This is a genomic window from Ruegeria sp. CDSC051, from assembly GCF_059610665.1.
The window spans coordinates 158,931-179,282 of the sequence record NZ_JBXWOC010000001.1 but is presented as its reverse complement, the minus strand read 5'-3'; the positions used below and the strand labels follow the sequence as shown (position 1 = coordinate 179,282).

Annotated in this window: 22 protein-coding genes; 7 read left to right on the top strand and 15 right to left on the bottom strand. The window is 57.2% G+C overall.

Translation table 11 applies throughout. The features are described from left to right. Nucleotides 1–27: 27 nt before the first annotated feature. The 3 genes from AC2FH0_RS00870 to AC2FH0_RS00860 all read right to left on the bottom strand — a co-directional run bounded on the left by AC2FH0_RS00870 (nt 28) and on the right by AC2FH0_RS00860 (nt 3,644). Nucleotides 28–432, bottom strand: coding sequence for a DUF2147 domain-containing protein (locus tag AC2FH0_RS00870; protein WP_496708582.1), 405 nt, complete (start codon nt 430–432; stop codon nt 28–30). Nucleotides 433–483: 51 nt separating this feature from the next. After that, the gene (locus AC2FH0_RS00865) at nt 484–2,289 is read right to left on the bottom strand and encodes an ABCB family ABC transporter ATP-binding protein/permease (RefSeq protein WP_496688505.1); all 1,806 of its coding nucleotides are present in this window, start codon (nt 2,287–2,289) and stop codon (nt 484–486) included. Nucleotides 2,290–2,366: 77 nt separating this feature from the next. Further along, on the bottom strand, nt 2,367–3,644 hold the full coding sequence (locus AC2FH0_RS00860) for a LysM peptidoglycan-binding domain-containing protein (RefSeq protein WP_496700559.1): 1,278 nt from the start codon (nt 3,642–3,644) through the stop codon (nt 2,367–2,369). A gap of 126 nt (nt 3,645–3,770) precedes the next feature. On the opposite strand from AC2FH0_RS00860, the gene AC2FH0_RS00855 reads away from it, so the two are divergent. Continuing rightward, nucleotides 3,771–4,334: an LOG family protein gene (locus AC2FH0_RS00855; RefSeq protein ID WP_496692371.1), complete on the top strand. Its 564-nt coding sequence runs from the start codon at nt 3,771–3,773 to the stop codon at nt 4,332–4,334. A gap of 36 nt (nt 4,335–4,370) precedes the next feature. Here AC2FH0_RS00855 and AC2FH0_RS00850 read toward each other — a convergent pair whose 3' ends face one another. The 3 genes from AC2FH0_RS00850 to AC2FH0_RS00840 all read right to left on the bottom strand — a co-directional run bounded on the left by AC2FH0_RS00850 (nt 4,371) and on the right by AC2FH0_RS00840 (nt 6,519). Beyond that, a complete protein-coding gene (locus AC2FH0_RS00850; protein ID WP_496692372.1) occupies nt 4,371–4,823 on the bottom strand; it encodes a host attachment family protein in 453 nt (150 codons plus the stop codon). 210 nt (nt 4,824–5,033) lie between these two features. Next, nucleotides 5,034–5,915: a metallophosphoesterase gene (locus tag AC2FH0_RS00845; protein WP_496701366.1), complete on the bottom strand. Its 882-nt coding sequence runs from the start codon at nt 5,913–5,915 to the stop codon at nt 5,034–5,036. Between the two features lie 4 nt (nt 5,916–5,919). Then, nucleotides 5,920–6,519: a superoxide dismutase gene (locus AC2FH0_RS00840; protein ID WP_142633050.1), complete on the bottom strand. Its 600-nt coding sequence runs from the start codon at nt 6,517–6,519 to the stop codon at nt 5,920–5,922. A 102-nt stretch (nt 6,520–6,621) separates the two neighbouring features. Here AC2FH0_RS00840 and AC2FH0_RS00835 point away from each other — a divergent pair, with 102 nt between their 5' ends. Continuing rightward, on the top strand, nt 6,622–7,383 hold the full coding sequence (locus tag AC2FH0_RS00835; RefSeq protein WP_496707907.1) for an FkbM family methyltransferase: 762 nt from the start codon (nt 6,622–6,624) through the stop codon (nt 7,381–7,383). A gap of 100 nt (nt 7,384–7,483) precedes the next feature. Then, nucleotides 7,484–7,879: a hypothetical protein gene (locus AC2FH0_RS00830; RefSeq protein WP_142633046.1), complete on the top strand. Its 396-nt coding sequence runs from the start codon at nt 7,484–7,486 to the stop codon at nt 7,877–7,879. A gap of 60 nt (nt 7,880–7,939) precedes the next feature. On the opposite strand, the gene AC2FH0_RS00825 is transcribed toward AC2FH0_RS00830, so the two are convergent. The 4 genes from AC2FH0_RS00825 to AC2FH0_RS00810 form a co-directional block, all read right to left on the bottom strand. Continuing rightward, nucleotides 7,940–8,506, bottom strand: coding sequence for a sarcosine oxidase subunit gamma (locus AC2FH0_RS00825; RefSeq protein WP_281994429.1), 567 nt, complete (start codon nt 8,504–8,506; stop codon nt 7,940–7,942). Further along, the gene (locus AC2FH0_RS00820) at nt 8,499–11,513 is read right to left on the bottom strand and encodes a sarcosine oxidase subunit alpha family protein (protein ID WP_496788306.1); all 3,015 of its coding nucleotides are present in this window, start codon (nt 11,511–11,513) and stop codon (nt 8,499–8,501) included. Before AC2FH0_RS00820 ends, AC2FH0_RS00825 begins: the two co-directional genes overlap by 8 nt. 43 nt (nt 11,514–11,556) lie before the next feature. Beyond that, nucleotides 11,557–11,886 carry a sarcosine oxidase subunit delta gene (locus AC2FH0_RS00815; RefSeq protein ID WP_142633040.1) on the bottom strand — a complete coding sequence of 110 codons (330 nt, stop codon included), beginning with the start codon at nt 11,884–11,886 and terminating at the stop codon, nt 11,557–11,559. A gap of 88 nt (nt 11,887–11,974) precedes the next feature. Continuing rightward, nucleotides 11,975–13,219: a sarcosine oxidase subunit beta family protein gene (locus AC2FH0_RS00810; RefSeq protein WP_142633037.1), complete on the bottom strand. Its 1,245-nt coding sequence runs from the start codon at nt 13,217–13,219 to the stop codon at nt 11,975–11,977. A 195-nt stretch (nt 13,220–13,414) separates the two neighbouring features. Between AC2FH0_RS00810 and ccmI the strand changes: the two genes are divergently transcribed. The 3 genes from ccmI to AC2FH0_RS00795 are packed head-to-tail and all read left to right on the top strand — an operon-like array spanning nt 13,415 to nt 15,349. Then, nucleotides 13,415–14,638: a c-type cytochrome biogenesis protein CcmI gene (gene ccmI / locus AC2FH0_RS00805; protein ID WP_142633035.1), complete on the top strand. Its 1,224-nt coding sequence runs from the start codon at nt 13,415–13,417 to the stop codon at nt 14,636–14,638. Further along, entirely contained in the window at nt 14,635–15,099 is a 465-nt protein-coding gene (gene ruvX, locus AC2FH0_RS00800; RefSeq protein WP_142633033.1) for a Holliday junction resolvase RuvX, read from the top strand. Before ccmI ends, ruvX begins: the two co-directional genes overlap by 4 nt. 16 nt (nt 15,100–15,115) lie before the next feature. Further along, on the top strand, nt 15,116–15,349 hold the full coding sequence (locus AC2FH0_RS00795; protein ID WP_142633031.1) for a DUF1289 domain-containing protein: 234 nt from the start codon (nt 15,116–15,118) through the stop codon (nt 15,347–15,349). Nucleotides 15,350–15,606: 257 nt separating this feature from the next. Here AC2FH0_RS00795 and AC2FH0_RS00790 read toward each other — a convergent pair whose 3' ends face one another. The 5 genes from AC2FH0_RS00790 to AC2FH0_RS00770 all read right to left on the bottom strand — a co-directional run bounded on the left by AC2FH0_RS00790 (nt 15,607) and on the right by AC2FH0_RS00770 (nt 19,746). Then, on the bottom strand, nt 15,607–16,335 hold the full coding sequence (locus AC2FH0_RS00790; RefSeq protein ID WP_281994425.1) for a SpoIIAA family protein: 729 nt from the start codon (nt 16,333–16,335) through the stop codon (nt 15,607–15,609). Between the two features lie 35 nt (nt 16,336–16,370). Then, entirely contained in the window at nt 16,371–17,126 is a 756-nt protein-coding gene (locus tag AC2FH0_RS00785; RefSeq protein WP_496788305.1) for a hypothetical protein, read from the bottom strand. 23 nt (nt 17,127–17,149) lie between these two features. Beyond that, on the bottom strand, nt 17,150–17,974 hold the full coding sequence (locus AC2FH0_RS00780) for a sulfite exporter TauE/SafE family protein (RefSeq protein WP_281971883.1): 825 nt from the start codon (nt 17,972–17,974) through the stop codon (nt 17,150–17,152). A 38-nt stretch (nt 17,975–18,012) separates the two neighbouring features. Next, on the bottom strand, nt 18,013–19,008 hold the full coding sequence (gene dusA, locus AC2FH0_RS00775) for a tRNA dihydrouridine(20/20a) synthase DusA (protein ID WP_496788304.1): 996 nt from the start codon (nt 19,006–19,008) through the stop codon (nt 18,013–18,015). Between the two features lie 126 nt (nt 19,009–19,134). Further along, nucleotides 19,135–19,746, bottom strand: coding sequence for a TetR/AcrR family transcriptional regulator (locus AC2FH0_RS00770; RefSeq protein WP_496788303.1), 612 nt, complete (start codon nt 19,744–19,746; stop codon nt 19,135–19,137). Between the two features lie 139 nt (nt 19,747–19,885). Here AC2FH0_RS00770 and AC2FH0_RS00765 point away from each other — a divergent pair, with 139 nt between their 5' ends. Continuing rightward, the gene (locus tag AC2FH0_RS00765; RefSeq protein WP_142633020.1) at nt 19,886–20,350 is read left to right on the top strand and encodes a (2Fe-2S)-binding protein; all 465 of its coding nucleotides are present in this window, start codon (nt 19,886–19,888) and stop codon (nt 20,348–20,350) included. The last annotated feature ends 2 nt before the right edge of the window (nt 20,351–20,352 follow it).

Here is a 20,352-nt window from a genome sequence, read left to right as displayed (position 1 = left end):
AACAGGGTTGGGCAATCCAGCCCTGTTTTACTCGCGCGTCCAGGTTTGATGCGCACAAATGTGATGTTCACACCCTTTGACCATCAGAGTGTCACCCTTCAGCGTCATTTGCGGAACTGCATCAACATCCACTAACGGCACCCAGAATTCACCCCCGCCATATTTACCACCGCCTTGGCTGCCGACATCCCAGAACAGTTTCTTTCCGATATTCGGCGTCTGTACTGCTTTTCCGCTGGCGTCATATGCAGATAAAATCTGACCACAGAACTTGTCACCGCAGGCTGTAATTTTGATGTCAGAGACGAGGTTCTTCCGGTCCGGCTCGGTCTTCCAAATTCCGATGATGGGGTCTCCAAGCGCATAGACCGGTGTAAGTGTGGCAACTGCCGCTATGGCTGGCACAATGAACTTGCGGAAATATCTATGCATAACAAAACCTCAGATGAGTGATCTGTAGTGTAACATAGTTTGGGCCGCCTATCAGGCCGCCTGCATATCCGATTGCTGGCGATTCCAAAGCTGGGCATAACGCCCCTCACGTTTCAGCAACTCATCATGCGTGCCTTGCTCCAGGATTTTGCCACGCTCTAGCACTACAATACTGTCTGCCTCGGCGATTGTGCTCAGGCGATGGGCAATCGTCAGAACCGTACGCCCCTCGCCCGCATGGGCCAAAGCATCCTTGATGTCTTGTTCGGTATCTGTGTCCAGCGCCGATGTCGCCTCGTCCAGCAAAAGGATCGGCGGGTTTTTCAGCAGCGTTCTGGCAATACCGACCCGCTGCTTTTCCCCACCCGACAGCTTTAGCCCGCGCTCACCGACTGTGGTGTCATAGCCTTCGGGCAACGTGACTATGAAATCGTGGATCTGGGCAGCCCGGGCGGCGGCTTCGACATCTTCCTGCGTGGCCCCGTCGCGTCCATAGGCAATGTTATAGCGAATGGTATCGTTAAACAGCACGGTATCCTGTGGCACCACTCCGATTGCCGCGTGCAGGCTGGTCTGCGTGACATCGCGCACATCCTGCCCATCAATTTTCAGCGCGCCCCCGGTGACATCGTAGAACCGGAACAGCAACCGACCTATGGTGGATTTACCCGACCCCGTCGCACCCACAATCGCTACGGTTTGGCCCGCAGGAATGGTTAGGGAAACACCTTTGAGAATTTCCCGCTCAGCATCATATCCGAATTGTACATCATGCAAGGTAACCTCACCCCCTGTTACATCCAGATCCGGTGCATTGGTCTTGTCGACCACTTCGGCGGGTTGTTCCAACAGGTCAAACATCTGGCCCATATCGACCAGAGATTGGCGGATTTCCCGATACACCGTACCCAAAAAATTCAGCGGTACGGTAATCTGGATCATATAGGCGTTGACCATGACGAAATCGCCCACGGTCAGCGTCCCAGCCTGCACCCCGATGGCTGCCAAGACCATCACACCGATCAATCCGCAGGTGATCAGAAAGGACTGCCCGAAATTTAGAAACGCCAGAGAATACGCCGTCTTGAGAGCCGCCCCCGCATAGGCTTTCATTGACACATCATACCGTTCAGCTTCACGCGTTTCAGCATTGAAATACTTGACGGTTTCAAAATTCAGCAGGCTGTCGATGGCGCGCTGGTTCGCCTCGGTATCCTGATCATTCATCTCGCGGCGCAGTTTCACGCGCCACTCGGTCACAGCAAATGTGAACCAGATATACAGTGCGATCGTTGCCGCGACGACCACCAGATACCAGACATCAAACAACCACATCAGAATGATCGCAACAAGCAGCAGTTCAAGGATCAAAGGTCCGATGGAAAACAGCAGGAAACGCAAGAGGAATTCGACCCCCTTTACGCCGCGCTCAATAATACGGCTCAGACCGCCCGTGCGCCGCGTCACGTGATAGCGCATCGACAACTGGTGGATATGCTGGAAAGTCTCCAATGCCAGTGCGCGCAATGCTCGCTGCCCGACAGGAGCAAAGGCCGCATCCCGCAACTGCTGCAAACCAACAGTCATCATGCGCGCAACACCATATGCCACCGTCAACCCAACAGCACCCAGCGCTACGGGGGGAACGCCCTCGCCCGCCAGGCTATCAACCGCGCCTTTGTACAAAATCGGGGTGTAGACCGCGATCAACTTGGCCAGAACCAACATGCCCATAGCAATCAGAACGCGGCGCTTAACCCAGGGTTCATCCTCGGGCCAGAGATAAGGCGCAACTTTCCGGATTGTACGCCAGCCAGAGCTGCGCGCGTCCAATTTTGGGATATTGTCGGAATTCATCGGGGCTACTCGTCTCTTCACGTACCGGAACTGCGGTCAGAGAGTGCCCCTGACCCCGGAAGGTCAGAGGTACAGGATTATTCCGGAATGGTGAATACCTGCCCCGGATAGATCAGATCCGGGTCGCGGATCGCGCCTCGGTTGGCCTCGAACAGTTTGACATACAAGACACCATCGCCAAATCGTTCCCGAGAGATAGCCCAAAGCGTATCACCCTTTTGTACTGTAACCGAACGGATGGCCGGTGTTTCCTGAGAGGGTGCAGGCCCATCGTCCACTTCGGCCACGCTCAGAACTTCTAGAGGCTCACGCTTGAACGGGGTTTCCAGACGGCTTTTAACCGTGCCGTCCGAGGCAACCTCATCCACACGCAGCGTATACACACCGGGATCAATGCCTTCGATCTCGCTGCGCCATTTTCCATCATCCGTGGGCTGCATATCAGCGACCAGTTGGTTGTCCAGGTACACGCGTACCGCGGAACCATCAGCCACGCGGCCGGTCAGCTCGACCTCACCCGTGTCTGAATACCCGATCGTATCCAACGCGACCTGATCAGGTTCGGTGCTCTGAGGCGTCGCAGGTTGGACAAGCTCGACCCCGTCTTCCCCCGATCGCAGGATCGCAACCTGTTGTCCTTGCGTGGAATCTGCCGTTTCTTCAGAAGATGTGTCGCCGGTTTGAGCGACCTGCCCCGCCTCGGTTTCATCGCCGCCTGCGGATTCGTCGGCGAGGGTGGTTTCCGCCGTATCAACCGATGCGACCTCTGGTTCGGGTTCGGGCAAAGCCGCAATCAGATAGTCATCAGAGCGGACCGGTTGATCGACCCCATCGGTTTCCAGTGTCAGACCGCGTGCGGCCGTGGAAAACGGGATCGACACGAATTCGGCAAACTGCCCGCTGTCATCAACGGTAAAGCTGTGAACTGCCTCACCGTCCAGCAATACCCGCACCTTGGCGCCGGGTTCTGCATTTCCGGACAGAACAGCATTCCCGTCAGGCTCAACAAAGATCTGATCCAAGGCCGGAGGCGTAACTTCGGCAACTTCCTCAGCCGGTTCAGCAACCTCCTCAGCCGATTCAGCGGTCTCGTCAGCCTCTTCGGTCGGAGCCTCGGCTGCTGCCGTATCCGTATCAGTCGTCGCATCGGCCTGCGGGGTTTCTTCTGTGTCCGAGGCAACGGACGCGTTCTCAGACGCATCCTCAGCCACATCTTCCTGCGCTGTTGGGTCGAGAGACGTGCCGTTAAACGCGCCGGAAAAATATGCACCGCCGACGCCCAACAGAACCAGCAAACCGGCGATCACCCCCCAGGTGAAAGATCTGGGGCTCTCGCTTCCCGAATTGGAATCCATACTCTTCCTTTCACTCCGCAGCGCAAATGCCTTATCTACAACGCATTCTGCCTGACGGTTGAGCCAATCTATCAATACCGCTATCACGGGTCAAAACCCCAGATACAACCCCGGAGAAGCCTCTCGATGTCTCAGAAATCCGTCTGTGTGTATTGCGGGTCACGCAATGGCGCCCAAACCAGCTATTCCGACGCAGCCCGCTCCTTTGGTCAGCTTCTGGCGCAGGAGGGCTGGCGACTGGTCTATGGCGCGGGCGATGTGGGTCTGATGGGCGAGGTCGCGCGTGCGGCCCAAGCCGCCGGAGGGGACACGTTCGGCGTGATTCCCGTTCACCTGCTAAAGCGCGAGGTTGGCAAGACAGACTTGACCCGGTTCGTGATCACCGAAACGATGCACGAACGCAAAAAGGTCATGATCATGAATGCCGATGCGGTGGTTGTCCTGCCGGGTGGTCCGGGTTCACTGGACGAATTGTTCGAAGCCCTGACATGGCGACAGTTGGGTCTGCACGACAAGCCCATTCTGGTCATGAATGTTGATGGATATTGGGATGCCCTCCATGATCTTGTGCAGCAGGTCATCGGCCAGGGATTTGCGGACACATCTCTGGCCGATTTCATAGCGTGGGTCGACAGCCCGGAAACGGCGATGTCGACCCTGAGAGCGATGTTGGTCCCGCATAAGGGCTAGTCGGGCGGTGTGACCCGCCCGCAGATTGCCGCAGACCTAGGTGGCGGGTTTTAGACGGCTGATCAGAACCTGTTCCACTTTGTTCAGCGGGTGGTTGGTCAGGGTCTTATCAACCTCGGCCACCACTTTCCTTAGGACTTCGCTGTGCAGGCGGCGGCGCAGAAGCCCCAGAACATGAGGGCTGGCGACCAGTACCAGGCGCTTATATGCCCCCTTCAGGCCTTTGCGATTCAACAGATTTGCCACATCCTGCACGAACAGAGACTTGGCCTGCGATTTCCACTTGGGTTCCTCAACGGCTGATTTCTGATTGGGCCCGTTGTCAGAGCGTCGCCCTGCCCGATCCGAAGGCCTGACGCCTGAGCCGTCGCTTTCTTCGACCGAGACAACCACCAGATTGGGGTCTTCGGCATCCGTGATATTCTCCATGAACAGCGCCTTTTCCCCGTCGGCAATGACAATCCATGTTCCCTGCGATAGTGCGACCATTGTGATCTCCTGTTTTGGTTTTTCTGAGACCATCCCTCGGGTTTCAGGCACGGCTAACCGTTTACGCAGCTTTGTTTTTCGCCGCGCCGCCTGGAATTTTTTTAAAGTGATTTGCGGCTCTCTCCTCCGCCACACTTAAAGTAAGCACTGCGCGCCGTCTTACAATCCGGCCGGACCGCGAAACTGCGGTTATAGGCGAGTTTTCACCGGTTAGGAGGACAGTTCGATGACCGTAATTTCGGGCGTTACACCAAAACGCACGGGCAGGATCGAACATCCGATACCCCCGGACACGACCAGATCACGATTGCCTTCGCGCACGTGACCATAGGCATAGCGATTGCCGAATTTCGAGGGCACCACCGGCGACCAGCCAAACAGCCGTACCTGCCCTCCATGAGTATGACCTGACAGGGTCAGGGCCACGCGATCAGGAATTTTGGGGAAGATATCCGGTTCATGCGCCATCATCACCACCGGGGCATCATCCGTGATCTGCCTAAGCGTCGTAGGCAGGTCATCCAGCCCTTGGTATCGACCATTGCCCGTATAAATCGCCAACTGATCTTCGAGGCCTGCAAGCCAAATCCCGGCACCATCCAGTTTGAAGGCCTCGTTTGAAAGCACCCGGATACCATTCCGCCTCAGCGCATCGCCGTACAGATTCGGCCCGCCCCTGCGCTTTTGGGCTGACCGGTCATCCCACCAATCGTGATTTCCCAGAACCGCATAGACACCATGCTTTGCCTGCAATCCGGACAACACTGGCGCCAGATCGGCAATTTTCACAGGTTTTAGATTTATCCTATGCCCGGCGGCGTAGTCACCCAACAACAGGATAAGATCGGGAGACAAGGCATTGGTGCGCCGGACGATCTGCTGGATTCTTTTCAGCCCCACATAGGGCTCACCCACATGCAGATCAGCAAGAACCGCGATCCGCAGCGGCGGTGCGGTCCAGTCCGCGCGCCGGATCCGCCACTTACGAACACGCAGGCGCAGCGCGGGTTCGATGAAGAAACCATACGTGGCAGCAAAAAGGCCTGCCAGCATCACTGCCAGCAGGCCCTTTATGAACCCTCTACGGGTCACTGGATCACATCCGCGAAGCGACGTTTTCCCAGTTCACCAGATTGTCGAGGAAGTTCGACAGGTACACCGGACGCTTGTTGCGGAAGTCGATGTAATAGGAATGCTCCCACACGTCGCAACCCAACAGAGCAGTCTGACCAAAGCACAGCGGGTTCACGCCGTTTTCGGTCTTGGTCACTGCCAACGAACCGTCCGCATTCTTGACCAGCCACGCCCAGCCCGAGCCGAACTGACCGGCACCAGCTGCGCTGAACTGCGACTTGAACTCGTCAACCGAGCCAAAGCATTCGACCAGCGCCTTTTCCAGCTCGCCAGGCATGGCGTTGTCGCCGGGGCCCATCATCTCCCAGAACTGGTTGTGGTTCCAAAGCTGACTGATGTTGTTGAAGATGCCGTTTTGCGCGACGGCATTTGCGTCGTAGGTGCCGGTGATGATTTCTTCCAGCGACTTGCCGTCCCACTCGGTACCGGCGATCAGCTTGTTGCCGTTGTCGACATAGGCCTTGTGGTGCAGGTCGTGGTGAAATTCCAATGTTTCGGCGGACATGCCCTTGGCTGCCAGCGCGTCGTGTGCATAAGGAAGATCAGGAAGTTCAAAAGCCATCTCGGCCCCCTGTTGAAAATGAATGTTGCGGTTTCCAAAGGTTAAATGCTTTGGCAAGTGCCGCAGGTCAAGGGCAGAGATCATAAAACCCGGAGGTCCGCGATGCTAACTCAGGCGCGCAAGATGTTTTACCGCGCCCGCGGATACTATGCGGGCAGCCTGAATGGCGAGCCTTTCCGGCTGGATCCCTACCACTCGAAGTTCTGGCGCAAGGCCTCGGCCGGCGCGTGGGAGCCCGAGACTTTTGCCGTGCTGGATAGATATCTAACGCCGGACAGCGACTATCTGGACATCGGGGCATGGATCGGCCCAACGGTGCTGTACGGTGCCCGCAAAGCCCGCCACGTCTGGTGTTTCGAACCAGACCCCACCGCGTTTCGGCATCTGGCGTGGAATCTGGACCTGAACGACATTCGCAATGTTTCGGCATTTGGCGTCGCATTGTCGGATCAATTCGGCGTGGCCCGTATGGCATCCGTTCGCGGTGAACCCGGGGATTCCACCAGTTCACTGTTGCATGACGGGGTGCATGGGACAGATGCATTGACCATCGAGTGGGATCAGTTCGAGGCCGTAAATGACCTGTCCCGTGTCTCCTTGGTCAAGATGGATATCGAAGGGGCAGAATTTGCGGTTCTGCCGAGCCTTCTGCCCTTTCTGAAAAAGCATCGCCCGGCCCTCTATCTTTCGCTCCACTCGCCCCTTCTGGCCGAGGAAGACCGGCTTACACGGACATCTCAACTCCTTGAAAGCCTTTCATTCTACACCGAAATTCAAGACGAAAACGGGCGCCCGCTAAAGGTCGAAGAATTGCTGCAACCTCAAGAGTTGAAGCGGTATCGCGCCGTTGTGTTGCATGAATAGAAGGTGCAGTATTTTTTTCGTGCATTAGTTGCATATGCGCTTGAAACTCTCGCGTTGTTTGGTGTCTTCCCTTCTGGATAGACCGAGTAAACGAGGAACCATGAAATATCTTTTCTTAGCATCCATTTTTACCGTTTTTGCACAGGCAGCGGCGGCGGAAACAATTACTTACGATTGTGCCGTTCGCGACCGCGACGGAACCGGGTGGGTCGCGCCCCGCTATATCTTTGTTATTGATAAGGACGGCGTTAGTGCGCAAACAGCCAGCGGGCACAACGAAATGCAGTCCGCTAAGCTGAAAATTGATAGAAAGAAGCGTTACAAGCTGGATTGGCGCGTTGAGTTGACAGAGTTTGGCGGCCAAAAAGTCCGGGTAAATTACACGGCCCGCATTGACCCTTCTGACAACACCGTGAAACTGAGAGGCAACTGGGTGAATGCCAACTTTGTCAACAAGCCTTCAGGGCAAGGCAAATGCAAAGTGATCGATGGTTAAGCTTCGGTTAAACCGCAAAAGCCCCGGAAAATCCGGGGCTTTTTTTCCTAGCTTCGGAACCTAATAAACCCCGACCTCACTGCCCGGCTGCGCTGCGACCTTCAACAGTTTGAACACGTAGTCTGCGGTTGACCGGAAGCAGACGACGCGGAGAGTTTCGGCGTCATCCAGCCAGAACGCACCGGCAACCTGCGCCAAGCGCGAACGGCGGATTTGGCCGGGTTGGAAGGCGTCAGCCGACAGATCTACCGGGGCCAGTTTGCCCAGAACTTCGCGAGCGTTCGCGCCCGAGATGCTGAACACCGCGCGGGCATCCGAGACGTTGACCGCCAGGGCATGCACACCGCTCAGCGCGTTGGTCATCGCGGCCAGTTTGGCCTCGACCTCGGCATATGGGACAAGCACAAGCAATTCGTCGGTGGACATCCAGCAAACACCGCAGTCTCCGTCGACAAATGCCTCGCGCTGGCCGGGTACTTTCTGACCGGTGGCGTCTTTGACGGCCTTGGCCAGAACCTTGTCGGACAGGTCGCCGCGCAGGGTGATCATGCCCTGCAGGCCGCATTCTTCAACCTTGGCGATGCCCTCATAGCTGGCGTGGTTCAGTGCGCTGATGGGTTCAGACATTCTGCTTCTCCCCGTCCTTGTCGAAGAAGATCGGATCCACGATCTTTGCTTTGTAGGATTTGCCATCGGTGCCCGGGAACTCGACAATCTCGCCCATGCGGTCAGGACCATGCTTGATCAAGCCCATGGCGATACCTTTGCCCAGGTTGGCTGAATAATAGGTTGAGGTCACACGACCGATCATGTTGCGCTGACCGTTGGCGTTGACGCCCTCGCCCACTGCGTAAGCCCCATCCGGGATGACAGAACCATCCACAGTCTCAAGACCCACCAGTTTCCAACGCTCGGGATCGGCCATATGGCTGCGCAAATGAGCGCGCTTGCCGAGGTAATCCTCTTTCTTTTTCGACAGCGCCCAATGCAGCCCCAGATCCTGCGGGATCACGGTTCCATCGGTTTCGTCGCCGATCATGATAAAGCCTTTCTCGGCCCGAAGGATGTGCAGACATTCGGTGCCATAGGGCATCACGCCGAATTCCTTGCCTGCCTCTGTCAGCGCATCCCAGAAGGCCTGCCCTTGGGATGCAGGGACGGCGATCTCGTACGACAGCTCACCCGAGAACGAGATGCGATAGGCCCGGCAATCAAAGTCGCCGATCTTGCCATCGCGCCACTCCATGAAGGGCAGCGCCTCCTTCGACACATCCATGCCGCCGAGCTTTTCAAGCACCTTGCGGGCGTTGGGGCCAACAACGGCGACCTGCGCATATTGCTCGGTCACGTTGGCAACATAGACTTTCCAGTCCCACCATTCGGTTTGCAGCCATTCTTCCATGTGACCGTGGATACGTTCGGCCCCGCCGGTGGTGGTGTGGCACAACCATGTGTCTTCGTCGATCCTAGCAACAACACCGTCGTCGATCAGAAAGCCATTTTCGGAACACATCAGGCCATAGCGGCATTTGCCGATCTTCAGCGTAGACATCATGTTGGTGTACATCATGTCCAGGAACTTGCCTGCGTCCGGCCCTTTGACGATCAACTTACCCAGGGTCGAGGCGTCCAGCAAGCCGAGGTTCTCGCGGGTGTTTTTCACCTCACGGTTCACGGCGTCATGCACGGTTTCACCCGGGCGAACATAGGCATAGGTCCGGCGCCAATGGCCGACCGGCTCCCAATCGGCGCCGTTCTTGTCGTGCCAGTTATGCATCGGAGTCTGGCGGATTGGCTGGAACACCTCACCACGTGCCTCACCGCCGATAGATGCCATTGAAATTGGGGTGTAAGGCGGGCGGAACGTTGTTGTTCCAACCTTCGGGATTTCGGAGTCCAACGCATCGGCTAGGATCGCCAATCCGTTGATGTTACTCAGTTTACCCTGATCCGTTGCCATGCCCAGAGTGGTGTAACGCTTGGTATGTTCAACGCTCTCATACCCCTCACGCGCGGCAAGTTGCACGTCCGAAACTTTGACGTCGTTTTGGAAGTCCAGCCAGGACTTCATCCGCAGTTGAATATCCGCGTTCGCAGGCATCAACCAGACCGCAGCCATAGGTGCCTCGGACGTAGTTTCCCCGACAGGCGCTTTGGTGCGTTTGGTTTTGAATCCAGCCGCTTTGGCTGCGGCCTTACCAGCTGCATCGGCATCGGCCAGCACATCGCCCAGCGCCATCGGGCCATTCGATGCCCCGGCGGCTACGACGAACCCTTCGCCATCGGCCCCAAGCGGGGGTCGTGCAGGATCCGGCCGGAAATGCGCATTGGCATCGTCCCAGATCAGCTTGCCGCCGCAATGCGACCACATATGCACGACCGGAGACCAGCCGCCTGACATCGCAACAGCGTCGCATTCGACCTCTTCACGGGCGCCACCGATGCCGTCCTGATTGCAAATGGCAACTTTCTTGACGCGTTTGCCGCCTTTGACTTTGGCAATAGCCTTGCCCACATCGACGCGGATACCCAGTTGGCGCGCCTCTTCAGCCAGAGGGCCCAAGGTAGCCCTTGCGTCAACCACAAGCAAGATATCCACACCGGCCTGTTTCAAGGTTATCGCAGTCCGGTAGGCGTCGTCATTATTGGTGGCCACAATCACCTTTTCACCGGGTGTCACACCCCAGTTCACGACATAGTCCCGCATGGCCGAGGCCAGCATGACACCCGGCACATCATTACCCGCAAAAGACAACGGACGCTCAATCGCTCCGGTAGCAGTCACGACCTGTTTCGCCCGAATACGCCACAGGCGATGGCGCGGGCCTTGTGCGCCAGGCTTATGGTCCGTCAGGCGTTCATAGCCCAGCACATAGCCATGGTCATAGACCCCTGCACCCATGCAGCGATTGCGCAAGATGACGTTGTTCATTGTTTCTAGTTCGGAAACAGTTTGTTCCACGAACTTATCCACAGGCTCATCATTGATTGTGCCGCCATCAACTGGGGCACGGCCACCCCAATGCGCGGTCTGCTCAATCAACATGACCTTTGCACCGGTCTGAGCAGCCACTTTGGCAGCCTGTAAACCGGCCACACCACCACCGATCACCAACACATCGACAAAGTTGTAGAAATGCTCATAGGTATCCGCATCACGGCTGTCCTTGTCGGGGGCTTTGCCCAGACCGGCAGATTGGCGGATGAACGGCTCGTAGACGTGTTTCCAGAACGGTTTGGGATGAATGAACATCTTGTAATAGAAGCCAGCCGGCAGGAACCGCGACAGGTGCGTATTGATCGCACCGATATCAAATTCCAGGTTCGGCCAGTGGTTCTGAGAAATCGAGGTCAGACCGTTGAACAGCTCGGTCGTGGTGGCGCGCTGGTTCGGCTCGAACCGATTGCCCTGCCCCAGACCGACCAGAGCGTTGGGTTCTTCCGCACCACTGGCGACAACACCACGCGGGCGGTGATACTTGAACGACCGGCCCATCATCATCTGATCATTAGCCAGCAAGGCAGAGGCAAGCGTGTCGCCTTCGTAGCCCTGCATCGAAGTGCCGTTGAAGGAGAATGTGACCTGTTTCGACCGGTCAATCAGCCGGCCTTGATTTGCGAGACGGGTGCTCATGATGCGGACCTTTCGCAGGCGGAATTACGGGTGGTGGCGCGGATCATTTGTATTCTCTCCACGTCCAGCCAGGGCGCTTGGCGGTGATCGCCTCGCGAATTTCTTTGGGCGGCTCAAACACCTGGGCAGAGTAGGTGCCGAAAACTTCGAGCGTTTGCGTGCAGCGCGCCGCGTGGAACCACTTGCCGCATCCATTCGCATGGCGCCAGCGTTCGAAATGAACGCCTTTAGGGTTTTCACGCATGAACAGGTAATCGTGGAAGTCACCATCCGACGAGCCCGGACCGAAACGCTTCAGATGCGCCTCGCCACCGGCGGCCAATTCGGTTTCTTCGGCATCGACGCCGCAATAGGGGCAATTCAGGATCAGCATATGTTCATCCTCTCGGCAGCAGGCGAGACCATGCTGCATGCGAAATCTGAGTAACGGGCGCGCGAGTTTTTTCGCCGGAAAATCTGCATCAGTGCGCCACCCCGGCCGCGACGCTTTCGTCGATGAAGCGGCCTTCTTTGAAACGATCCAACGAGAACGCCTCGGTCAGCGGTGAATGGCCCGTGGCCATCAGCTGTGCCATGCCCCAGCCGGACCCCGGAATGGCCTTGAAGCCACCGGTGCCCCAGCCACCGTTGATGAAACAGTTCCCAAGCGGTGTTTTCGACAGGATCGGAGACCGGTCACCGGTCATGTCCACGATCCCGCCCCATTGCCGCAGCATTTTTAGGCGTGAGATCATCGGGAAGGTCTCGACCAGCGCGCGCACAGTTTCTTCGATATGGTGGAAGCTGCCGCGTTGGGTGTAGTTGTTGAACCCGTCGGTGCCGCCACCGATCACCATCTCTCCCTTGTCGGATTGCGACATGTAGCCATGCACCGTGTTGGCCATCACGACCACGTCCATGCAGGGTTTGATCGGCTCAGACACCAGCGCCTGCAGAGCAATCGCCTCAAGCGGCAGACGGAAGCCCGCCATTTCGGCCAGTTGACCGGAATGGCCCGCAACCACGATTCCCAGCTTGTCACAGTCGATCGCACCCTTGGTGGTGTCGACACCGACAACACGACCATCCTGTGACCGAACCCCGGTCACTTCGCATTGCTGGATTATATCCATGCCCATGGCGGAACAAGCGCGCGCATAGCCCCAAGCCACCGCATCGTGACGGGCGGTGCCACCGCGTTCCTGCCACAGCGCACCCAGAACCGGATAGCGCGGGCCTTCGAGATTGATGATTGGTACCAGTTCCTTGACCCGTTCAGGTGTGATCCATTCAGTCTTTACACCCTGCAGCGCATTCGCATGAGCCGTGCGCTGATAGCCGCGGATTTCATGCTGGGTCTGCGCCAGCATCATCACGCCGCGCGGGCTGAACATTACGTTATAGTTCAGGTCCTGACTCAGATCCTCATAAAGGCTGCGCGCCTTTTCATAGATCGCGGCAGACGGATCCTGCAGATAGTTCGAGCGGATGATGGTTGTGTTCCGACCGGTATTACCACCGCCCAACCAGCCTTTTTCGATCACAGCGACATTCTGGATGCCATAGTTCTTACCCAGGTAATAGGCGGTTGCCAGACCATGGCCACCCGCCCCCACAATGACGGCGTCATAGCGTTTCTTGGGCTCGGGCGAACGCCAGGCGCGTTCCCATCCGGTATGATAGCGCAGCGCTTCGCGCGCCACAGCAAAGGCTGAATAGTGTTTCATAAGCGAATCCATCCGGTTCGGTGATTGGCGCAGGTATGCCGTGTAACCGCCTTTGGCCCCTGCCGTGCAACGCCATAATATCGCACTATTGCGACATCGCCCTTATTATTGCGACATGAAGCCCCCTCGCGGCCATTTGTCCCTTTTTTCCGCCCCGCCACAGGTCTAAGTCAGGACAGCCATCTTGGAGTTATCATGACCTTCTGGGCCCTCATCATAGCCACCGCCGTCCTGATAGCGGTTTTTCTTGGGATTTCGATACTGCGTAGGCGAGATACGCGCGAACCATCCACTGCGTATGACTTGCAGGTCTATCGTGAACAGTTGGCCAGCGTAGATCGAGACTTGGCCCGTGGTGTCATCGCTGACGCAGATGCTGAGCGAGTTCGCACGGAAATTTCACGCCGCATTCTTGCGGCTGATGCGCAGATGCAATCTTTGTCTGAACCGCAAGGGCCGTCCAAATGGATCTCGGTTGCGGCATCCATATTTGTCGCGGCCATCCTGGTTGGCGGAGGATCCTGGATGTATCTGAAGCTTGGTGCAGCCGGGCTCCCCGATCAGCCCCTGTCATTGCGGCTAGAAATGGCTGATGCCCTGCGCACAGAGCGCCCCAGTCAGGCCGAGGCAGAGGCCGCCACGCCACCCGCACCACTGCCACAGCTTGACGAAAGCTATGCCTCTCTTCTCGGGCAACTACGCGAAACCGTTTCCGGTCGTCCTGATGACCTACAAGGACATATCCTTCTTGCCCAGCACGAGGCGAACGCAGGTAACTTCCATGCCGCCTACAAAGCGCAGCAACGTGTAATCGAACTGTCCGGGAATACTGCACCCGCAGATGCCTATTCGCATCTTGCCGAGATGATGATCCTTGCTACCAACGGATATATCTCGCCCGAAGCTGAAGACGCATTGAAACAGTCATTGCAGCGTGATCCACGCCATGGTCCGGCCTTGTATTACCTGGGACAGATGATGGTACAGGTCGGACGACCTGATATCGGTTACAGGATCTGGGTGGATGCACTTGGAAGCGCGCCGACAAATGCCCCCTGGGCAACGGCCATTCGCGCACAGATGGACGATCTGGCCTTTCGTGCGGGTGTGTTCAATGCCGCCCCTATACCAGCAGGGAACCCAGGCCCCGGTGAGGATGACATCGAGGCCGCTGCATCTCTGACCGCACAAGAGCGACAAGAGATGATCCTTGGCATGGTCGAGCAACTGTCAGACAGGCTTGCAACCGAAGGCGGCTCCCCCGAAGAATGGGCCCGACTGATCGGTGCCCTTGGGGTGGTTGGCGACATCGACCGGGCCACCGCGATCTACGCCGAAGCCCAATCCGTATTCTCGGACAATGACAACGCACTGGCTATCCTTGGTGCGGCAGCAGCTCAGGCTGGGGTGACCCAATGATCCATGACATTTTTGAGGAATTTGCAGGCGCGCTTGCGCCTATGAGCGCGTTGATCGGTCTCGATCTGGGAGAAAAGACTATCGGGGTTGCAGTCTCGGACCGGATGCGCGGTGTTGCAAGCCCGCTGGAGACCGTAAGGCGCAAGAAATTCACTCTGGATTCTGCCCGTCTGCTGGAAATCATCGCCGACCGTGAGATCGGGGGCATCCTACTGGGTCTGCCGAAAAACATGGATGGCAGCGAAGGGCCGCGCTGCCAGTCCACCCGTGCCTTTGCCCGAAACCTGTCCCGTTTGACCGAAGTTCCGATCGGGTTCTGGGACGAACGGCTCAGCACGGTTGCGGCAGAAAAGGCACTGCTTGAGGCGGATACGACACGAAAGCGTCGCGGACAGGTTATCGACCACGTCGCGGCAGGCTATATTCTGCAAGGCGCGCTGGACAGAATGCGCTTTCTTTAAGGATCGGAAAACGCTGATGTCGAACATGGTTTGGAAAAGGAACGAGGTCGAAAGCCCTTGCATCCAGATCTGCGTTGTGCACCCGACCGAGCGTATTTGTACCGGTTGCTACCGCACGATCGACGAAATCTCTCGCTGGTCGAAAATGGACAGCTCTGAGCGCGCCGATATCATGGCAGACCTACCGTCTCGCAAACCGCTGCTTGCCAAACGGCGCGGCGGCCGGGCGGGGCGGCTCAACAAGGCCTGAGATTTCCACAAAAGGATGTGATTGCTGAATCTGCACCGCTGCGGGCTGGTCTGAACTACGAGGGGGTCAAGTTCGTTGACAGCTGGTGAGTGAGTGGCAACCCACAGCGGCGCGTTTCAACAATCGATCCTCTGCAGTGGCTCGGCAGAGGAGTTCGATCTGTGTACGTCTTTTTTGACCAATCGATCAAGAAAAATCCTCGCTGATATTTCTATGCCCTGACGTAAATGTCACAGCAGGCTCAAGCCGCTGCGTTTCTACCCAGACGCAAGCCATGTTTTGGCGTTCTGAATTTCCTCGGCGGGAAAGAACTGAGTGCGTGTGCCAAGGATGTGGCTGGCCACCCGTTGGGCCAGATGTTGCCAGGCTTTGTCGCCAACAACCGCTGCCCGATCCAGATTACCAATATGCCCCCGGGCCAGCCGAAAATGCGAGGCAAGCGCCGTAAGGCCCTGCCATCCGTCAAACTTGGACAGATCAATCAGCAGGCGAAACCCCTGTTTCTCCCGCAAAATGTAGTCCAGATCGGTTTCGGCCTTTTTGAATTCGTCAGGGTCGAGTTTTCCCATCAGGCTGACCTGCACGCAGGGGCCGCCCAGATCAATAACGTGAATAGAGCCCAGAGATTCGCGCAACCATCGGCGCGCTTCTTCAATATTCGCGTGATCGAATACCTGCACAGGGCAAGGGAAAAGCGGAGCCGCAAGCCGGATACTGGTCTGAACCCAACCCTGATCCGCCACCACTCCAATTCGGTCAAAGCCGCGCCAGTGGCTGAGGCCCAATTTTGTATCCGACCAAACCGCATTCAGATCGTACCCTTTGAACTCTGGCTGCACGATCGCCAACAACCGCACCGTGTCGTGTTCGGCCAGTGCGGCCTCAATCGCCGGGATCAATGTTGTGGAATAGTCCGTACCTGTCACTTCGCCGGAAAGCTCGATTTCAATCAATGCTCCGTCAGAGTTTTTGTGGACAGCAATCATCAAAAAATCCTCCAAACCTGTATAATGACAGAACGTTAGGAGGATTTGATCCATTCGGCCACACCGCCAGCGCATTCAGGCCGAAAATAGGCGATCATCCGGCCATCCGACCCAGCCTCAGCCCCGCTGCCCCATGGCGCTACCCCGTGCAGGCAGTGGCGGTGCAGCAGATAGGCCTCGCCCGGACGTGCGGGCAATACGATGCGACGGCAAGTATCAAAGACCTCACGACGGGCAGCCTGATAAACATCTGTTATGTCCACCTGATCCAGAGTGTCCGGGCGCTTGTCTTCAAGTGCATCCGCAAATGCAGCCTGCATGATCTTGTGGCTACCTTCCCAAAGAACCATCGGGGACGCATTCTCGCTGGCATCAGTCAATGGAATGCCCAGTATCCACGCATGCGGTTCCTCGACCCTTCGGCGCCTGTCCGGGCCGGACGGGCGTAAACCATCCACATGGGCCGCATCCCGCTTTGCTCGATACTGGGCAGCAGCCTCGCCCTCTCCGCGCCGGGGCAACGGGTAGCCGGGGAAAATGACCGAGACCTGGGCTTTGTGCAATGGCAACGACCCATAACGCGACACTATGAAATCCATGACGGCCCCGGTCAGAACCGGGGAACCCTGGACCCTGCCCTCGGTGTCGTTGTTCAGCGCGTCGACCCCAATGAACCAGGTCCCTTCACAGTCCAGCCAATGCGCGAATTCCGGATCCGTCGCAGCAGCGCGTGCTGCAGGCAGCGCATAAGATACCCAGTCCAGAATAGCCCGGTCGTGGGGAAATTTCACCCAACCCTTTTCCTCGAAAGAACTCAAAAACCCAACGCCTTGCGCAACATATTCAGGGCGACCAGAGTCAGAAAGACCGCGAATATCCGCTTGAGCGGCTTTGGATCCATCGCATGGGCCAACTTAACGCCCCAAGGCGCAGTGATCATGGTCATGGCGACCACAATCCCAAAGGCAATCAGATTGACGGCGCCGATGGTAAAGGGCGGGCGGTGTTCAGGGGCAATTTCGAGAAACAGGAACCCCATGACCGAGGGCACAGCGATGATCACGCCAAATCCGGCAGCCGTGGCCACAGCCCGGTGAATTGGCGTGTTGAACAAGCTCATTAACGGCACGCCAAAGCTGCCGCCGCCGATACCCATCAGAACGGATAGGAAGCCGACCGAGGGCGACAGGAGAGCGCGTTTCAGGCCCTTGGGCATGGCGTCTCCAAGCCGCCATTCGGATTTACCCAGACCAAGATAGGCACCAATCACCATACCCAATACACCGAACAGGGCTTGCAATGCCTCGGTCCGAAGAGCGGATGCCACCATCACGCCCAACACCGCACCGATGGCGATGCCCGGACCCCAACTGCGCAGGATATCCCAATCAACGGCACCCTTTTTGTTATGTGCCAGAACCGACCGCAGTGAGGTTACGATAATCGTTGCCAGTGAGGTGGCGAGGCACAGCTGCATCAACTGCGGGCCGCCATACCCAAGGGTCTGAAACGCATAGAAAAAAGCAGGGACCAGCACGATGCCTCCGCCGACACCCAACAGACCCGCCAAAACGCCTGCCAGCGCTCCGATCACCAGCAGAAGAACCAGCATCTGAGCAAGCAACATTACTTCGGGCATCATTCCCCCCAACCGACCTTTTGCCGTATTGCCACCATTCAGGCCTCGGTCAGAGGCGCGACATGATCCAGTGCCTGCAACATAACCTCGGGGCCCGCCCCGTCATGCACCGCACCTTCAGACAGAGCCCGCCGCCAAGCCCGCGCACCCGGCCGTCCTGCGAACAGGCCCAGCATATGTCGCGTAATCTGGTGCAAGCGCCCCCCGCCAGCAAGATGGCATTCGATATAAGGCACCATTTTCCGGACAACAGCAAACGGGTCGGCGGCCTGACCGACCCCAAAAATCACAGGATCTGCTGTGGACAGAACATCTGACGGCTGATGATACGCAGCACGCCCGATCATGACACCATCCAGCCCTGCGTCCAGATGCCCGCGCGCCTGTTCCAGATCAGCAATGCCACCATTTATCGAGATGTGCATATCCGGGAATTCCGCCTTCATCCGATGCACGAGATCATAATCCAAGGGTGGAATATCCCGGTTTTCTTTGGGGCTGAGCCCTTGCAGCCAGGCTTTGCGCGCGTGGATCGTGACCCGTGTGCATCCCGCTTGCCTGATCTGGCTCAGAAACTCAGGCAAAATGTCTTCGGGCTGTTGGTCGTCGACTCCAATGCGGCATTTGACCGTGACATCTACGTCCACGGCTTCGCGCATTGCGGCAACACAATCCGCAACGCGGTCAGGGGATTTCATCAGCACCGCACCAAAAGTGCCAGATTGCACTCGATCAGACGGGCAGCCACAATTCAGATTGATCTCATCATAACCAGCATCCGCCCCTAACCGGGCCGCTTGTGCCAATTCCTGAGGGTCCGACCCTCCCAGTTGCAGGGCCACGGGATGCTCCTGCGGGTTGTGGTCCAGCAAATGCAGCGCACCACCCCGAACTAACGCAGGCGCTGTGACCATTTCAGTGTACAGCAGCGCCTCGGTGCTCAGCAACCGATGCAGATAGCGACAATGCCTGTCCGTCCAATCCATCATAGGGGCGACGCTCAGGCGTGCGGCTTGTCTTACCTTGTCATTCAATGCTGAGTCCTCGTCGCACCCGGTATCCAATCAGACGGATCGAAACCGCAAATTCCTGCCCATCGAATCGGGCAGCCCGGGGTTTAGCATATTCGAAAGGGGCCGTCCTTGTGTCTGCCAACCGCGTTACCGATTGTCGACACCGTACCGGCAAATCATCATTTCGACGCTGCGCTGAATGGTATCTGCCATTTCATCTTGGCTCAGGACGGAGCCGCAAAAAACCATGGGCCAGAATGCGCGGCTTTTGATTAAACCGATGAATTCACGACCCGCGATGTCGGGGTTATCGATGCGTAGCTGACCATCTTCCGCTGCTTCTTTCAGCATGGCTGAGAAAATAGCGGTTTTGTCCAGCTTACCCTGCGCGGCGACCGCAAGGTCGGGATTGCGCAAGGTTTCGCTGATCACCATACGCGACATCGCCATCACCTCGGGTGACATCAGAATGCGCCCCTCGGCCCAGGCCAGATCGGTCAGTTGCTCTTGGATATCCCGGCCCTTTTCGTATCTAATATCCAACACCTCAGAGAAGCGGTTCGACAGCTCAACCACGATCGAGCGGAACAGGTTTTCCTTACTTTCGAAATACTTGTACAGTGTGCGCTTGGAGACCTCGGCCCGTGCCGAGATCCGATCCATACTGGCCGCCGAGAACCCCTTTTCCTGGAATTCAGCTACGGCAGCCTCGATGATCTGGGCATGCTTTGATGCTTTCGGTGCGCTGAGGTCATTCATGCTCCAAAGCTATAGACCCTTTGATATGAGCCGGTCAAACGCTAGGTAAACTCTCGGGTTTACAACGCCCTGCCCCCTGCCTAAGGTAAACCCGCCAGTTTACCGATTCAGGTAGCCAGCCCAACAGGAGATCCCCCCAATGGCTTTGACATTGAAACTGAACGGCCAGACCCACACGGTTGAGGCCGAGCCCGGCACGCCCCTGCTATGGGTAATCCGGGACGAACTGAAGATGACAGGAACCAAGTTCGGCTGCGGTGTCGCGTCCTGTGGTGCCTGCACCGTGCATCTGGACGGAGAGCCGGTGCGCTCGTGCCAAACATATATCGAGGATGTCGAAGGTGCCGAAATCACCACGATCGAAGCGGTGGGCGAAAATGATATCGGCGCTGCTGTCCAGCAGGCTTGGGTCGAGCTGGACGTGGTTCAATGCGGCTATTGCCAGTCGGGTCAGGTGATGTCGGCGGTCGGATTGCTGTCCGAGAATCCAAAGCCCAGCGTTGAAGAAATCGACGATTACATGTCCGGCAACGCCTGTCGCTGTGCCACCTATCAACGCATCCGCGCCGGTATCCAGCGCGCATCCGAAATTCTGGAGGCCTGATC

Coding starts and splice junctions, on each gene's coding strand:
- AC2FH0_RS00870 (WP_496708582.1), bottom strand. CDS start 432: ATGCATAGATATTTCCGCAAGTTCATTGTGCCAGCCATAGCGGCAGTT.
- AC2FH0_RS00865 (WP_496688505.1), bottom strand. CDS start 2,289: ATGAATTCCGACAATATCCCAAAATTGGACGCGCGCAGCTCTGGCTGG.
- AC2FH0_RS00860 (WP_496700559.1), bottom strand. CDS start 3,644: ATGGATTCCAATTCGGGAAGCGAGAGCCCCAGATCTTTCACCTGGGGG.
- AC2FH0_RS00855 (WP_496692371.1), top strand. CDS start 3,771: ATGTCTCAGAAATCCGTCTGTGTGTATTGCGGGTCACGCAATGGCGCC.
- AC2FH0_RS00850 (WP_496692372.1), bottom strand. CDS start 4,823: ATGGTCGCACTATCGCAGGGAACATGGATTGTCATTGCCGACGGGGAA.
- AC2FH0_RS00840 (WP_142633050.1), bottom strand. CDS start 6,519: ATGGCTTTTGAACTTCCTGATCTTCCTTATGCACACGACGCGCTGGCA.
- AC2FH0_RS00835 (WP_496707907.1), top strand. CDS start 6,622: ATGCTAACTCAGGCGCGCAAGATGTTTTACCGCGCCCGCGGATACTAT.
- AC2FH0_RS00830 (WP_142633046.1), top strand. CDS start 7,484: ATGAAATATCTTTTCTTAGCATCCATTTTTACCGTTTTTGCACAGGCA.
- AC2FH0_RS00825 (WP_281994429.1), bottom strand. CDS start 8,506: ATGTCTGAACCCATCAGCGCACTGAACCACGCCAGCTATGAGGGCATC.
- AC2FH0_RS00820 (WP_496788306.1), bottom strand. CDS start 11,513: ATGAGCACCCGTCTCGCAAATCAAGGCCGGCTGATTGACCGGTCGAAA.
- AC2FH0_RS00815 (WP_142633040.1), bottom strand. CDS start 11,886: ATGCTGATCCTGAATTGCCCCTATTGCGGCGTCGATGCCGAAGAAACC.
- AC2FH0_RS00810 (WP_142633037.1), bottom strand. CDS start 13,219: ATGAAACACTATTCAGCCTTTGCTGTGGCGCGCGAAGCGCTGCGCTAT.
- ccmI (WP_142633035.1), top strand. CDS start 13,415: ATGACCTTCTGGGCCCTCATCATAGCCACCGCCGTCCTGATAGCGGTT.
- ruvX (WP_142633033.1), top strand. CDS start 14,635: ATGATCCATGACATTTTTGAGGAATTTGCAGGCGCGCTTGCGCCTATG.
- AC2FH0_RS00795 (WP_142633031.1), top strand. CDS start 15,116: ATGTCGAACATGGTTTGGAAAAGGAACGAGGTCGAAAGCCCTTGCATC.
- AC2FH0_RS00790 (WP_281994425.1), bottom strand. CDS start 16,335: ATGATTGCTGTCCACAAAAACTCTGACGGAGCATTGATTGAAATCGAG.
- AC2FH0_RS00780 (WP_281971883.1), bottom strand. CDS start 17,974: ATGCCCGAAGTAATGTTGCTTGCTCAGATGCTGGTTCTTCTGCTGGTG.
- AC2FH0_RS00770 (WP_496788303.1), bottom strand. CDS start 19,746: ATGAATGACCTCAGCGCACCGAAAGCATCAAAGCATGCCCAGATCATC.
- AC2FH0_RS00765 (WP_142633020.1), top strand. CDS start 19,886: ATGGCTTTGACATTGAAACTGAACGGCCAGACCCACACGGTTGAGGCC.